This is a genomic window from Martinezella lusitana, from assembly GCF_016901135.1.
GTDB lineage: Bacteria > Pseudomonadota > Alphaproteobacteria > Rhizobiales > Rhizobiaceae > Rhizobium > Rhizobium lusitanum_D.
In genome coordinates, this window is record NZ_JAFEVL010000001.1 from 35,981 (window position 1) to 50,110 (window position 14,130).

Consider the following 14,130-nt stretch of genomic DNA (forward strand, 5'->3'; position numbering starts at 1 on the left):
AACATTGCTTAAACCTAAACCTATACAAGCGGTTTCGACAGTAAGAGGACGAAACGCGCCTTTCCGCCGAAACGGGCATGATCCCGAATACGTTGTTCCGGGATCATGAAAATGCGCGACTATGCAGCTCTTGTCGGACGATCGAAGATGCGCCGGCCGAAGAGGCTTGCCGCCATTTCCACGAGGACGCGGGCGCTCTTGCCGCGATCATCGAGGAAAGGATTGAGCTCGACCAGATCGAGGGACGAAACCAGGCTGCTGTCGGAGAGCATTTCCATGATGAGATGGGCCTCGCGATAGGTCGTGCCACCCGGCACCGTCGTTCCGACGCCCGGCGCTATCTCCGGATCGAGGAAATCGACGTCGAAGCTGACATGCAGCAGGCCATTGGCGGCGCTGACCGTGTCGAGCACCTTGCGTATGATGGCGGCCACGCCCTGTTCGTCGAGCGAGCGCATGTCGAAGACGTTGACACCATGTTCGCGGATTTCCTCGCGCTCGTGCGCGTCGACGGAACGGATACCGACCTGGAAAACCTTCGTCGGATCGACCAGCGGCCTGCCTGCCGGCAGAACGCCTGCTATTTCAGCCTCGCCGCAGAAGAAGGCGACGGGCATGCCGTGAATATTGCCCGACGGCGATGTAGCGGGCGAATTGAAATCGGAATGCGCGTCCAGCCAGAGCACGAAAAGCGGCCGACCGACCTCTGCCGCATGGCGCACCATGCCGGAGACGCTGCCCATGGACAGGCTGTGGTCGCCGCCAAGGATCAGCGGAAAGCTTCCGGACGATGCGACGTCATAGACCTTGGCCTCGAGCGCGCGTGTGAAGGCGCCGACGATCTTCAGGTTGTGGGCATGCGGATGTTCCGGCAGGTCGGCGGCGGGAGCGGGATGCAGGTCGCCGCTGTCGGTGACGCGATGGCCGAGTTCGATCAGCGTCGTTTCGATGCCGGCGATGCGGAGCGCCGTCGGGCCCATGCCGGCGCCGCGGCGGCCGGAGCCTTCCTCAAGGGGAACGCCGATCAATGTGATGGGTGTGGATTGCGTATTCATCGGCGTCGCTCCGAGGGTTAGAGCAATTCCAGGAAAAGTGCGCAGCGTTTTCCGTCCGGAATTGCGTGAAGACAATGAGATAGAGCGGTTCAGAGATTCGGTGAAGAGCTGAACCGCCCTGGAAGCTGTCGGGCCGCATTATTGATTGTCTGCGTGACAGCAAAAAGATGGAAAATTGTCGAAAATAGATTAGCTTTCGACAGATTGATCAATGCGATTTAGCAGAATGATAAGCATATGGATGACCTTGACCGCGACCTCCTCAGTGCTCTGCGCAACAACGGGCGCATCTCCGTTTCGTCCCTGGCAGCAGCAACCGGCGCTTCGCGCGCCACTGTCGCGGCGCGGATAGAGCGGCTGGTGGAAAACGGCACCATCGCGGCCTTCACCATCCGAACCGGCCACGAAACCCGCGCCGCCGGTGTCAGGGCCATCGTGCTCATCGAGGTGCTCGGCAAGTTGGCGGACAAGGTCGCCGACCAGCTTCGCGGCCTGCCGCAGGTGAGGGCGCTGCACAGCACCAACGGCAAATGGGACTTCATCGCCGAACTCGAGGATCGCGACCTCGCCTCCTTCGACGAGACGCTTCGCCGGATCCGGCTGATCAATGGCATCAATACGACGGAATCCAATATATTGCTGAAGACCAGCAAGATGGGATTTTAAGAGAATTCCCCTTCTCCCCTTGGGGAGAAGGTGCCCGAAGGGCGGATGAGGGGGAGACGCGAAACTGCACCGGGATTGAACGCCAAGCGAAAGACAACTTTCCAGTAGCGCTCCCTCACCCGGCGCTGTCGCGCCACCCTCTCCCCGTTGGGGCGAGGGAGTTTTACCTTCAATACTCGTGCTCGTAGACGATGCCGGCTTCGCCAGCGCCGTCCGAGCCCGCGGCGCCGCGCAGCTTCACGCCGCGCCCGACATCGAGATTGATGATCGCCTTGGTGTTGTTGGCGGCGCCTTGCTGCAGCTCGATATAGGTACGCTTGTTCAGATATTTCCCGGCTCCGACCTGTGCCTGGCCGTTCGCATCCGTCGAGATGTCCAGATCGTCGACGCCGAGATGGCTGCGCAGGCCCTCGAACAGTGAGGTGGAACGCCCGCCGGCCAGCTGGCTTGCGGCATCGGCGAGCTGGGCGATCTGCATGGCTGATAGTTTCGACATGGACTGACCGAAGATGAGCTGCGCCAGAACTTCGTCCTGCGGCAGGGCAGGTGAGGAGGAGAAGCCGATCTGCGGGTCGGTGGCAAGACCCGTGACATCGACGGTGATGGTGGTGGAGCTTACCGACGACGTGGCTTCCATGTTGAGCGCCGGGATCAGGTCCCCCCCGAAGGTGATCTTGCTGGTGTCGGTGAAATCCAGCCGGCGGCTGAGGATGGTCAGGCGTCCGCGCCGCATGGTGAAGCCGCCGGATACGACCGGTTCTGACGCGGTGCCGCGGACTGAGATATTGCCGCCGAGTTCGGCATCGATGCCGCGGCCGCGCACGAAAATCTGCGATGGCGCTTCCAGTTGCAGGTCGATGCCCAGCGTCGTCGATTTGCTCCTCGGCGCTTCCGGCTTCTGGTCCTTGAACTGGGCATTGACCGCAGCCGAAGCATTCTTGTGCTTGATGTTGATCTCGGACAGCGAGGCGGGCAGCTTTTCTGGAACGGTGATCGACGCCTTGTTGATCCTGAGATTGCCCGTCAGCATCGGGGCTGTCAGCATCGGACCCTTGATGCCGAGCGTGCCGTTGACGGTTGCTGCCACCAGGGTTCCGTCGACATAGGTCGCATTGTTGAACTTCACCTGGATGTCTGCCGGGAAGCCGCTGTCCGGGGTTATGCCGACCGTACCGCTGCCCGATATGCTGCCGCCGCTGGCGAGATTGCTGCTCAGTCGCGAGATGACAGCCTGCCTGCCGTCGAGCGTCACGGTCAGGGCGAGGCCGTTGAGGGTCAGGTTTCGGCGGACATCGACGAGCTTGGTGCCGTCGGTGGAAATCGTGCCCGTGACGGCAGGGGCTGCCGTCGTGCCTGCGACCTGTATGTCGATCCTTGCCGTACCCGTCATGACCATGCCTTGGGCGGCAAGCTGGCCGGCAAGGGCGTCGAACGGCAGATTGCCGGAAAATTTCAGCGCCATTGCCTTGCTGCCGGCGATGGCGACGGTGCCGCCGCCATTGAGCGCCAGGCCATTCTGGCCGGTCAGGTTGGTGTTGATCGTGACGACATTGTCGGCGAATTTACCATCAGCCTTGATGCCGAGCGGCGCAAGGCCGGCGGATTTCGTCTGGCTGGTTGCCGCGCCCGACCAATTGGTCTGGAAGGCGACGACAGGCGAGGTGGCCTTGCCGGTAACCGTCACCGTGCCGGAGATGACGCCTTCGGCTGCGAGCGTCGGCGCCAAGACATTGGCGAGGCTTGCCGGCAGGTTTGCGATTTTGGCGGTTATGTTCAGAGCCTGACCGGCTGTGCCGTCGACGGTGACCGAGCCGCCACCTGTCTGGATCGTCAGCCCGTTGAGCGAGGCCGCACCGTCCTTGACGACGATCTTGGTCGGCGATGCCAGTTTTACCGGTATCGTCCGCGGCGCACCGGCGAAAGTGTCGAGGCTTATTGTGGTCTGGACACCGGCGGTTTCGACATTGCCGCTCGCGGTCAGGGGCGCGTTGTCATAGGTCGATTTCAGATCGAAATCCGTGCGGCTGCCTTGCTGGGTAAAGGTCAGCCCAAGGTCGGCGATACGGTTCGAGCCGGAGGCAATTGTGGCGGCGCGGATGCTGCCATTGGCGGAGAATGCCTTGAGGTCGTCGACGCTGAGGGCCACGGCCGGCTTGCTGATGACGAGATCGTCGCGGCGGATGCCGTTGCCGCTGGCGTTCACCTTCAATCCGATCTTGCCATTGGCGCTCGCTATATCGAGCGAGCCCTTGAGGTCGCCCTCGGCCTTCTGTCCGGCCAGCGCCGCGAGCAGGCTGAGATCGGGCAGATCGAATGTCAGCGCGCCTGATGGTTCGAAACTCGGCGACAGATCCAGCTTGCCCTGCAGTTTGTTCGCGCCGATTTCAGCTGATAGCGAGGGAATGCTGGTGCGGCCGTCCTTGGAAACGGCGTCGGCGGTGATGCGGATCGGCTTCCCGTCGATCGCGCCGCTGGCCTGGATGTTTGCCTGCGGAGCGTTGGGGTCGGCGGTCCCGGTCACGTCGATATCGAGCGTATCGAGAAGCCGTCCGGCGAGCTTGACGTTGACGGCCTTTACCGTCGCATCGATGCCGAGCGCGGTGAGCGGCCCCTTGGCCTTGAGGCCGATGTCGGCCTGACCTTCGGCATTCGGGATGAGCTTGGAAAGATCGAGCAGCTTGCCGGAAAGATCCGATGTCAGCGACTGGTCGTTGAGCGCGACATTGCCGCTGATCTCGGCAACGTTCGATTTCACCGCCAGATTGGAGAGCGTCATCTTGGTCGGCACCGTGCCGCCAACCTGGCCCTCCACTGAAATCGTCCCTTCGAACTTGTTCGATACGCTGTCCGGCAGCACGCCGGGCAGGGCGAACAGCTTGAAATTGCCCGTCAGCGCCTTCGTCGACAGCGTATATTTGCCATTGACCGTGCCGCCGATGCTGGCGCTTTCCAGCGTCGTATTGTTGAAGCCGATCGTATCGGGTGAAAGCTGCAAAGGTGCAGTGAGCGAGATCGGTGCTCGGATCAGCCGATTGAGATCCGGGCTGACGAAGGCCGTCTGGCCGACGACGAGACGCAGTTGCAGCGGCCCTGACATGGTCGCCAGATTGAAGGCATCGCTCCTGGCGCTGAGGTTCACCTGGCCGATCTGGCCCTGCGGCGCACTGGCGCTCTCAAGCGCGGCCTTGGCATCGATCCTCACCGATTGCGCCGCACCCGTCAGCGCGATATCGACGCGCGAAATCAAGGCGCGGACCTCACCGTCCTCCATCGGCCAGCGAAAGTCGACAGGGCCTGATGTGCCGATCAGGTTGGCGTTGAGGCTGTTGTTGCCGGCGGCATCGAGCGTGCCTGATGCGGCGATGACGACGCTGCCGGTGGCAAGATTGCCCGTCTGAATGTCGATCTTGCCCTTGCCGTCGAAGGTTGCCGAAAGATCGATCGTCGTCTGGCCGGTAAAGAGCGGACGCATGGTCGGCGGCAGCAGCGAATCCACGTCTCCGCCGCCCTTGACGTCTATGTGGTGCAGGCCATCAGCGGAAAGGCTGTGATGGCCGTTGATGGCGACCGTCGGCTTGCCGTCGAGTGCGGCCTGCAGCTTGCCGGCCCAGTTGGAAAGCGGGCCTTCGCCCGAAAGGTCGATATTGATCGCGGGGCCGCCCGGCAGGTGCAGGAGGCCGGCCAGCATGCCGTCGCGCGGTTCGCTGATCTGCGTCTTGAGCTTCAACTGGTTCTCGGCCGGTGCGAAGGCGATGTCGGCGGAGAACTTGGCGTCGGGCACATCATGGCGGTTCGCATTGAGCGTAAGGCCCATGCCGCCGCTGTTCGCCTTGACGCTGCCGTCGGCGGCCAGGATGAAGTCCTGACCGGCCACGGCCTGGCCGATGCGAAGGTCGGGCAGGGCGAGGGCGCCGATATCGATGGCGATGGGCAGGGAAAAGCCGCCGCTGCTGCTTGCGGCCAGCGGTTCCTGTGCGGGTGCTGCCGTCGAGACCGGCAAGCGCTGGAGGTCGACCAACTCGGCCGCGACGCGATCGGCTTGAAACGTGCCCGTCAGCAGCGACATCGGCGACCAGTCCACCGCAAGGTTCTGCACCTTGGCGAAAACGCCCTTGGTGTCGGCGACCGTGATCGAGCCTACCCGCAGATTGCCGTTCAGGAGGCCCGAAGGCGCTGTTATTGTGATGGTGTGGTCGGGTGTCGAGGCGAGCTTTGCCACTTGATCGACGGCATAGCCGGTTGCGGAAGGTACCAGGCCGACCACGAGCACAGCCGCGATCACGAGCAAGAGGATCGCCACGACCGCGTAGGCGATCCAGCGTGCCAATTTCCCGAGAATTCGAATCAATATGCTCATGAAAGCGATAGTAACCTCAGTTTTGTAACCGTGTGCTGAAGCGTCCGCGACAACTGTAGGTTTTGGTCAGAAGGCCTGGCCGATGCCGGCATAGATGCCATAGGCCGTGCCGTCGGGATATTTCTTCAACGGAACGGCGACATCGAGCCTGATCGGACCGAATGGCGTAGCGTAGCGCAGGCCGACGCCCGCGCCAATGCGCAGATCGGAAAAGTCCGGGAAGGCGGTATCGGTGACGCTGCCCATATCGACGAAAGGCACGATGCCGATCGTGTCGGTGATCTTCACGCGGGCTTCGAACGAGGCTGTCGTGTAGGAGCGTCCGCCGAGCGCATCCCCATTGGAATTGTAGGGCGATATCTCCTGATAGCCGTAGCCGCGGACCGAGCCACCGCCGCCGGCATAGAAGCGCCGGGTGGCGGGAATATCCTCGATACTGTTCGCGCCCAGCAGCGAGCCAACGGCAAGCTTGCCGGCGAAGACGACGTTGTTGTTGGCGCCGACACCCTGATAGCCGGTGATCGAGCCTTCGAAGGAGCTGAACACCGTGCCGCCCATTGCCTCATAGCTCGGCTTTGCGAGGACTGAGGCACGGTAGCCTTCCGTCGGGTCGAGCTTATTGTCACGCGTATCGCGAACGTATTCGAGCGGGATCGCCACCGTCAGATAGTTGTGCTTTCCGAAGGCATCGGTCGTGTCTGACTCGTAGCTTACCTCGCCGCCGGCGGAGACGGTGTTCTGATCGTTCAATTCGTAGGCAAGACCGGCGCTCGCCGTGACGGTGTCCGCATCATAGGCATCCGGATGCAGGCTCTGCATCTTCAGCCCGGTGGTCAAGGTTGCCGCGGGATAGAAGGTTGCGGGCCTGACGTAGGTGATGCCGGCGCTATAGTCGAGCTGGCCGACATCGGTCGTTTCGCCGAGGCGGGAGACGGATCCTTCGATGCGCAGCGAATCCGCGCGTCCCGTCAGATTGCGGTGTCCCCAATAGCCCTGCAGGCCGAAGCCGTCGATGGTGGAATATTGCGCGCCGACGCCGAAATAGCGCTGCTTGCCTTCGGATACTTCGATGGTCGTGGGGATGCTGCCGTCCGGCGCCAGCTTGTCGGCCTCGCGAATGGTGATGCTGGAAAAGACGCCGAGTTTTCTCAGGCGGTCCGAGGCCTTCTTCAGCTCGTCGGGCGAATAGGGCTTGCCTTCGTTGATGCGGGCGTAGCGCTTGATGAAATCCGGATCGACCGACTTCTGGCCGGTGACGGCGACATTGCCGAAAGGGGCGACGGGGCCGCTATCGACCCTCATCGACACATCGACCGTATTGGTCGCATGATCGGCGACGACGTCGCGCTTGTTCAACCTGGCAAGCGGATGGCCTTCATTCTTGAAGTCGGCGACGATCTTGTCTGCGGCCTTCAGGATGGTCAGCGAGCCTGCGTCTCCACCGCGCACCAGCCCATAGCGCGATGCATCCAGACCGGCGGCATCGCCAAGCAGGTTGATCGTGCCGAGCTTGAAGAGCGGACCGGGATCGACGCTGATGGTGACGGTAACGGGCTTGGAGCGATCGAAGGTCGGCGTCGGCGGCAACGCGTCGAGGTTGGTGCCATTGATGGTAATGGTGACCACGCCGCCATAGCGGGCTTTCTCATAAAGGGTGGCAATGAGCCGGTCCCGGTCGTCGCGTGCCTTGACGACGACGCCAAGGTCGCCGGACACGGGCTTGTCCTTGTCGGAAATCAGCATCGAGCTGCTGCTCAAGGCTTCCTTCATATCCTTGTCGAGATTGTCCGCCTTCAGATCGACCGTGTAGCGGACGGGATCGGAAACCTGATCCGCCGTTTCGTCCTTGCCCCACAACTTTATGCCGAAAATCTTGAAAGCAAAGGCATTTTCAACGCAAATTGGCCCGAGCGCAAGCGCTGCCGCAACCGCTGCAACGGTTCCTGCTTGCCGATACGCAATACTCTTCCTCGGTCCAGTTCTTTTATGCATACGCCGCTTTACGGTTACATGAGAACTTACTCAGGTTGACGTTTCCCCCGGGTTAACGCGCGGGCACCATAGAGGCAAAAGTTCCTCAGGTGTACCGTTTTGGAGTCAAAAACCTGGAAAAGATGACCGCCGAGGGGCGAACGCCCGGATTTCCGGTAGGGTTCCGGCATGTCTGGATGAGCTTTGCGGCGACGCGCAGGAGTTGTCGTCGCCATGTCGAAGCCAAGGCATTTCGCCTGGCTGGAATCAAAAAGTCCCGGACGTGTGGTCCGGGACTTCGGTATCTCGATCGAGGATCGATCAGTAACCGCCGTAGCCGCCACCATAACCGCCGCGATAGCCGCCGCGCGGGCAATCGTCGATATAGCGACGACCGTACCTGTCGCGATAGTAGCACTGGCCGGGCTGCTCCTGGACACTGCCGATGACGGCACCTGAAACACCGCCGATGGCCGCGCCGACGGCAGCGCCGCGGACGTTGCCGGTAACTGCACCGCCGATGATGGCGCCAGATGCGGCACCGATGCCTGCACCCTGTTCTGTCGGCGTGCAGCTTGCGATAGACAAGCCGACCAATGCGAGCATAAGAACTTTCTTCATTTACTCTCTCCAACGTTAGTTAAGCCGAACCCGGCCAACGTCGTCCCAATTCTTCAGCTCCACCAGGATGGGCTGTCTCTACAGTCCTGCAACTATAAAAAATATCGTGCAAAATATGATTGTCCATTGGGCGCCGGCAGTTTTTTTGTTGCTGAACAAAGGCGGCTTCTTATTCGGGCAATAAAACAATCCTTGCGGCATAGAAAATCTGCCAGCTTTCTAAAGTAGAGGTTGATTGGACTGCAAAAAAGTCAAATGATGCTCTTTGCCTCTGGAGGAGAGGCGAGGAGGAAAATATGGCAAAAGTGACTTTGACGGTGAATGGCCGTGCGGTCAGTGGCGAGTGCGAGGATCGCACGCTGCTTGTCCATTTCATCAGGGAAAAGCTTGGCCTCACCGGAACCCATGTCGGTTGCGACACGAGCCAATGCGGCGCCTGCGTCATCCACATGGACGGTAAGTCGATCAAGAGCTGTTCGATCCTGGCCGTGCAGGCTTCCGGCTCCAAGATCACAACCATCGAGGGTCTGGCCGCCAATGGCGAGCTGCATCCGGTTCAGGCTGCCTTCAAGGAGCATCACGGCCTGCAATGCGGCTTCTGCACGCCGGGCATGGTGATGACGGCCGTCGACATGATCAATCGTCATGGCGGAGCGCTGGACGAGAAGACGGTGCGCAGCGAGCTTGAAGGCAATATCTGTCGATGCACCGGCTATCACAATATCGTCCAGGCGGTGCTATCAGCCAATGCCGAAATGCACGCCGCCAATCGGGCGGCCGAATAGAATTTCACCGAGATCGTCTGGCGAAGCGCCTCGACCGTTATCTTGGCGTTTGCCGGCCCCGGAACCCCAATGGAGGATGTGATGGGCGTTGAAGGCATTGGTGCGCGGGTTGCGCGCAAGGAAGACAAGCGATTTTTGATGGGCAAGGGGCGCTACACCGATGATATGGTGACGCCGGGTATGAAATATGCATTTTTTGTCCGCAGCCCGCATGCGCATGCAAAGATCAGGAGCATCGACATAGCGGCAGCCCTGGCTATGCCGGGCGTGATCGGCGTGCTCGAAGGTAAGCAATTGCTTGCCGATGGCATAGGTAATCTGATCTGCGGCTGGATGATCCATTCCAAGGATGGTTCGCCGATGAATATGGGGGCCTGGCGGCCGCTGGCAATCGATACGGTTCGCTATGTCGGCGATGCCGTCGCCATCGTCGTCGCCGATAGTCTTGGCGAAGCGCGCGATGCGGCCGAGGCCGTGGCGGTCGATTATGAGGAACTGCCGGCAGTCGTCCAAGCCGTGGACGCGCTGAAAGCCGGCGCGCCGCAGATACACCCTGAAGCCGCAGGCAATCTGATCTTCGACTGGGAGCTTGGTGACGAAGCCGCAACCGACAAGGCGATTGCCGAGGCCGCGCATGTCACCGAGATCGAGCTCTACAACAACCGGCTTTCGCCGAATGCCATGGAGCCGCGCGCCACGCTCGGGATCTATGATTCAGCCGAAGACCATTACACTTGCTACACGACGAGCCAGAACCCGCATGTGGCGCGGCTCGTCATGAGCGCCTTCTACAATGTCGCGCCGGAAAACAAGCTACGCGTCATCGCGCCGGATGTCGGCGGCGGCTTCGGCTCGAAGATCTACATCTATCCCGAAGAGATCGTCTGCCTCTGGGCGTCGAAGAAGACCGGCGTGCCGGTCAAGTGGACGGCTGATCGCACCGAAGCGTTTCTCACCGATGCACATGGCCGCGACCATATCTCCAAAGTGAAGATGGCCTTCGACGCGCAGAACCGGATTATAGGGCTGAAGGTCGATACGATCGCCAATCTCGGCGCTTATATGTCGCTGTTCTCCTCGGCGGTGCCGACCTATCTCTATGCGACGCTGCTGTCGGGCCAGTACGCCATTCCCGCGATCCACGCCAATGTCCGCACGGTCTATACCAATACCGTGCCGGTCGATGCCTATCGCGGCGCCGGCCGTCCGGAAGCGACCTATCTGCTGGAGCGCACCGTGGAAACGGCTGCCCGCGAACTCGGTGTTTCGCCGGCGGAACTGCGGCGGATCAACTTCATCCGCTCGTTCCCCCATCAGACGCCGGTCATCATGAATTATGACGCCGGCGATTACGAAGCCTCACTCAATGCCGCGATGCAACAGGCAGACTGGAACGGTTTCCCAGTCCGGAAGGCGGCGGCCGCCCGGCGCGGCATGAAGCGCGGCATCGGCATGAGCTGCTACATCGAGGCGTGCGGCATAGCGCCGTCACAGGCGGTGGGGTCTCTCGGTGCGGGCGTCGGCTTGTGGGAATCAGCCGAGGTGCGCGTGAATGCCGTGGGAACGGTGGAAGTGCTCACGGGTTCGCACAGCCACGGCCAAGGGCATGAGACCACCTTTGCGCAGCTCGTCGCCGACCGGTTCGGCGTGCCGATCGACAGCGTCTCCATCGTCCATGGAGATACCGACAAGGTGCAGATGGGCATGGGCACCTATGGCTCCCGCTCGGGCGCCGTCGGCATGTCCGCCGTGGTCAAGGCGCTCGACAAGGTGGAGGCGAAGGCGAAGAAAATCGCCGCGCATCTGATGGAAGCCGACGAAAGCGATATCGTCATCGAGAATGGCGAATTGAAGGTCGCCGGCACCGACAAGGCGTTGCCCTGGTTCCAGGTGGCGCTCGCTTCCTACACGGCGCACAATCTGCCCGCCGGCATGGAGCCGGGACTGAAGGAAACCGCCTTCTACGATCCGGCAAACTTCACCTTTCCAGCCGGCTGCTATATCTGCGAGGTCGAAGTCGATCCGGAAACCGGCAAGACCGAGATCATCCAGTTCGTCGCGGCTGACGATTTCGGCAACATCATCAATCCGATGATCGTCGAGGGACAGGTGCATGGCGGCATCGCCCAGGGCATCGGCCAGGCGCTGCTGGAAGCCGTGCATTACGATGAGAGCGGCCAGCTTCTGACGGCAAGCTTCATGGATTACACCATGCCGCGGGCCGACGACCTGCCGTCCTTCAAGCTCTCGCACCAGAACACGCCTTGCCCGAGCAATCCCCTAGGGATCAAGGGGTGCGGCGAGGCGGGCGCCATCGGTTCGCCGCCGGCGCTGATGAATGCCATCACCGATGCCATCGGTAACAATGCGCTTACCATGCCGGCCACACCGCTCAAGGTATGGGAAGCGGCGCGGGCCGTGGCCTGAAAAGAGAGGAGGAGAAGATCATGTACGCAACAAACTATCATCGCGCCTCCTCGGTCGACGAAGCCGTCAAGCTTCTGTCGGGCGTCGACGAGGGCAAATACGTCTCCGGTGGAATGACGCTGATCGCCACCATGAAGCAACGTCTGGCCTCGCCGAGCGATCTCGTCGATCTCAGGCATATTCCCTCGCTGAAGGGCATTCGTGTCGACGGTCGCAGGGTCACCATCGGGGCGGCGACCACCCATGCCGAGGTTGCTTCTTCGGCTGCGATCCGCTCTGTCTGTCCCGCGCTCTGCGAGCTCGCCGGCATGATCGGCGATCCGCATGTCCGCCATATGGGCACGATCGGCGGATCCGTCGCCAATAATGATCCGGCGGCGGACTATCCATCCGCCATGCTGGCGCTCAACGCCACCATCGTCACCGACCGGCGTCAGATCGCGGCTGAAGACTTCTTCGAAGGATTGTTCGAGACGGCGTTGAAAGGCGGCGAATTGATCACCGCCGTCACCTTCGAGGCGCCGGAAAAGGCGGGTTACGCCAAATTCCCCAATCCGGCCTCGCGCTACGCCATGACCGGTGTCTTCGTCGCCAGGAGCGAGGCAGGCGTGCGCGTCGCGGTCACGGGTGCCGGCGCGGACGGTGTATTCCGTCAAACTGACATGGAACAGGAACTTGCGGCGAACTGGTTGCCGGATGCCATCACGAGCGTGACCGTCGATCCCGCGGCTTTGCTGTCCGACCTGCATGCGACGGCGGAATACCGCGCCAATCTGGTCAAGGTCATGGCCAAGCGCGCCGTGGCCGCCGCATAGGCCCGCTATGAAAAATGCCGGAGCGGCGGCTTGAACCTCCGCTCCGGCTCTTTCGAGCATGGTTTGGATTGTCAATTTGACGTGATCATTTATTCTTGTCTGGAATTGTTCAAAATTATGGGCCATTTGCCGCAGTGGCGCGCGAAAGCGATACGGAGGGGTTGACGTGCAGACCGGCATTTATGAAAAACGGTTGCATGGTTCTGGAGCAGATGATGGATTTCGAAGCATTTTTTAAGGGCGAGCTGGACGGCCTGCACGATGAAGGCCGCTACCGTGTGTTCGCCGATCTGGAACGCCGCCGGGGCAATTTTCCGCGCGCAACGCGCTATACGCCCGACGGCCCGCAGGAAGTGACCGTCTGGTGTTCCAACGACTATCTCGGCATGGGCCAGCATCCGAAAGTGATCGAGGCGATGAAACAAGCCATCGATCACTGTGGCGCGGGTGCGGGAGGCACCCGGAATATTTCTGGCACCAACCATTACCATGTTCTTCTGGAGCAAGAGCTCGCCGATCTGCACGGCAAGGAAGCCGCGCTGATCTTCACGTCAGGCTATATTTCCAACTGGGCGACGCTCGGCACGCTCGGCGCGCGCATTCCCGGCCTCATCATCTTCTCGGATGCGCTGAACCACGCCTCGATGATCGAAGGCATTCGCTATGCGAAGTGCGACAAGGTCATCTGGAAGCATAACGACCTGCATGATCTCGAAGCCAAGCTGAAGGCTGCCGATCCGAAGGCGCCGAAGCTGATCGCTTTCGAATCCGTCTATTCCATGGATGGCGATATCGCCCCCATCAAGGAAATCTGCGATCTTGCCGACAGGTACGGCGCGATGACCTATCTCGACGAAGTGCATGCCGTTGGCATGTACGGCCCGCGCGGCGGCGGCATTGCCGAACGCGAAGGCCTGATGGATCGTTTGACCGTCATCGAGGGCACGCTCGGTAAGGCATTCGGCGTCATGGGCGGCTATATCGCCGCTTCCACAGCGCTCTGCGACTTCATCCGTTCCTTCGCGTCCGGCTTCATCTTCACGACGTCGCTGCCGCCGGCTCTGGCGGCAGGTGCAGTCGCCTCGATCCAGCACCTGAAGGTCAGCCAGTTCGAACGCATGCGCCATCAGGACCGCGTGCGCAGGCTGCGTGCGCAGCTCGATGCCGCCGGCATCCCGCACATGCCGAACCCGAGCCATGTCGTGCCGGTCCTGGTCGGCGATGCGGCCAAATGCAAGTGGATTTCCGATCTGCTGCTTGACAGCGGCGTCTATGTCCAGCCGATCAACTACCCCACAGTGCCGAAGAAAACCGAGCGCCTGCGCATCACGCCGACGCCGCTGCATTCGGATGGCGATATCGAGCATCTGGTCGGTGCGCTGCATGCGCTCTGGTCGCGCTGTGCGCTGGCTCGCGCGGTCGCCTGAAGCGGC

9 protein-coding genes are annotated in these 14,130 nt (G+C 61.3%); 5 read left to right on the forward strand and 4 right to left on the reverse strand.

The window, feature by feature from the left end; all coding sequences use genetic code 11:
• Window positions 1-119 precede the first annotated feature (119 nt).
• Window positions 120-1,055: an arginase gene (rocF, locus tag JTP94_RS00170; protein ID WP_204848560.1), complete on the reverse strand. Its 936-nt coding sequence runs from the start codon at window positions 1,053-1,055 to the stop codon at window positions 120-122.
• A 237-nt stretch (window positions 1,056-1,292) separates the two neighbouring features.
• Here rocF and JTP94_RS00175 point away from each other — a divergent pair, with 237 nt between their 5' ends.
• Window positions 1,293-1,721: an Lrp/AsnC family transcriptional regulator gene (locus tag JTP94_RS00175; protein WP_204848561.1), complete on the forward strand. Its 429-nt coding sequence runs from the start codon at window positions 1,293-1,295 to the stop codon at window positions 1,719-1,721.
• Between the two features lie 169 nt (window positions 1,722-1,890).
• On the opposite strand, the gene JTP94_RS00180 is transcribed toward JTP94_RS00175, so the two are convergent.
• From JTP94_RS00180 to JTP94_RS00190, 3 genes are all read right to left on the reverse strand, one after another.
• Window positions 1,891-6,078 (reverse strand): translocation/assembly module TamB domain-containing protein, encoded by a 4,188-nt coding sequence (locus tag JTP94_RS00180; protein ID WP_204848562.1) that lies wholly within the window; start codon window positions 6,076-6,078, stop codon window positions 1,891-1,893.
• Window positions 6,079-6,144: 66 nt separating this feature from the next.
• The gene (locus tag JTP94_RS00185) at window positions 6,145-8,070 is read right to left on the reverse strand and encodes an autotransporter assembly complex family protein (protein WP_204848563.1); all 1,926 of its coding nucleotides are present in this window, start codon (window positions 8,068-8,070) and stop codon (window positions 6,145-6,147) included.
• Window positions 8,071-8,370: 300 nt separating this feature from the next.
• Complete coding sequence (locus tag JTP94_RS00190) at window positions 8,371-8,670, reverse strand: glycine zipper domain-containing protein (protein ID WP_069612891.1); 300 nt, start codon at window positions 8,668-8,670, stop codon at window positions 8,371-8,373.
• A gap of 296 nt (window positions 8,671-8,966) precedes the next feature.
• On the opposite strand from JTP94_RS00190, the gene JTP94_RS00195 reads away from it, so the two are divergent.
• The 4 genes from JTP94_RS00195 to hemA all read left to right on the forward strand — a co-directional run bounded on the left by JTP94_RS00195 (window position 8,967) and on the right by hemA (window position 14,124).
• Window positions 8,967-9,455, forward strand: coding sequence for a (2Fe-2S)-binding protein (locus tag JTP94_RS00195; protein WP_204848564.1), 489 nt, complete (start codon window positions 8,967-8,969; stop codon window positions 9,453-9,455).
• 81 nt (window positions 9,456-9,536) lie between these two features.
• The gene (locus tag JTP94_RS00200; RefSeq protein WP_204848565.1) at window positions 9,537-11,882 is read left to right on the forward strand and encodes a xanthine dehydrogenase family protein molybdopterin-binding subunit; all 2,346 of its coding nucleotides are present in this window, start codon (window positions 9,537-9,539) and stop codon (window positions 11,880-11,882) included.
• 20 nt (window positions 11,883-11,902) lie between these two features.
• Window positions 11,903-12,697: a xanthine dehydrogenase family protein subunit M gene (locus tag JTP94_RS00205; RefSeq protein WP_204848566.1), complete on the forward strand. Its 795-nt coding sequence runs from the start codon at window positions 11,903-11,905 to the stop codon at window positions 12,695-12,697.
• Between the two features lie 215 nt (window positions 12,698-12,912).
• Window positions 12,913-14,124: a 5-aminolevulinate synthase gene (gene hemA, locus JTP94_RS00210; protein WP_204848567.1), complete on the forward strand. Its 1,212-nt coding sequence runs from the start codon at window positions 12,913-12,915 to the stop codon at window positions 14,122-14,124.
• Window positions 14,125-14,130: the final 6 nt, after the last annotated feature.

Coding starts and splice junctions, on each gene's coding strand:
- hemA (WP_204848567.1), top strand. CDS start 12,913: ATGGATTTCGAAGCATTTTTTAAGGGCGAGCTGGACGGCCTGCACGAT.
- JTP94_RS00180 (WP_204848562.1), bottom strand. CDS start 6,078: ATGAGCATATTGATTCGAATTCTCGGGAAATTGGCACGCTGGATCGCC.
- JTP94_RS00205 (WP_204848566.1), top strand. CDS start 11,903: ATGTACGCAACAAACTATCATCGCGCCTCCTCGGTCGACGAAGCCGTC.
- JTP94_RS00190 (WP_069612891.1), bottom strand. CDS start 8,670: ATGAAGAAAGTTCTTATGCTCGCATTGGTCGGCTTGTCTATCGCAAGC.
- rocF (WP_204848560.1), bottom strand. CDS start 1,055: ATGAATACGCAATCCACACCCATCACATTGATCGGCGTTCCCCTTGAG.
- JTP94_RS00175 (WP_204848561.1), top strand. CDS start 1,293: ATGGATGACCTTGACCGCGACCTCCTCAGTGCTCTGCGCAACAACGGG.
- JTP94_RS00185 (WP_204848563.1), bottom strand. CDS start 8,070: ATGCATAAAAGAACTGGACCGAGGAAGAGTATTGCGTATCGGCAAGCA.
- JTP94_RS00200 (WP_204848565.1), top strand. CDS start 9,537: ATGGGCGTTGAAGGCATTGGTGCGCGGGTTGCGCGCAAGGAAGACAAG.
- JTP94_RS00195 (WP_204848564.1), top strand. CDS start 8,967: ATGGCAAAAGTGACTTTGACGGTGAATGGCCGTGCGGTCAGTGGCGAG.